We start from the raw sequence: 241 nt of genomic DNA, 5'->3' as shown, positions 1-241 counted from the left end.
GGGTGACCCGATCGAGGCGCAGGCGCTGCTGGCGACGTACGGCCAGGAGCGGGCGGAGGGCCAGCCGCTGCTGCTCGGTTCGATCAAGTCGAACATCGGTCACACGCAGGCCGCCGCCGGTGTCGCCGGCGTGATCAAGATGATCATGGCGATGCGGCACGGCGTCCTGCCGAAGACGCTGCACGTGGACGCGCCGTCCTCGCAGATCGACTGGGAGGCGGGCGATGTCCGCCTGCTGACC

The 241-nt window shown here is 70.1% G+C and carries 1 pseudogene; it reads left to right on the top strand.

The annotated features are described in order from the left end of the window. Positions 1 to 241 (top strand): annotated as a pseudogene (locus tag ACEPPI_RS40975) (polyketide synthase); the annotation flags it as partial.

This window comes from Streptomyces sp. AB3(2024), assembly GCF_041862025.1.
GTDB lineage: Bacteria > Actinomycetota > Actinomycetes > Streptomycetales > Streptomycetaceae > Streptomyces.
Note: the sequence above shows the minus strand (reverse complement) of the source record. Positions and strands in the feature narration are given on the sequence as shown.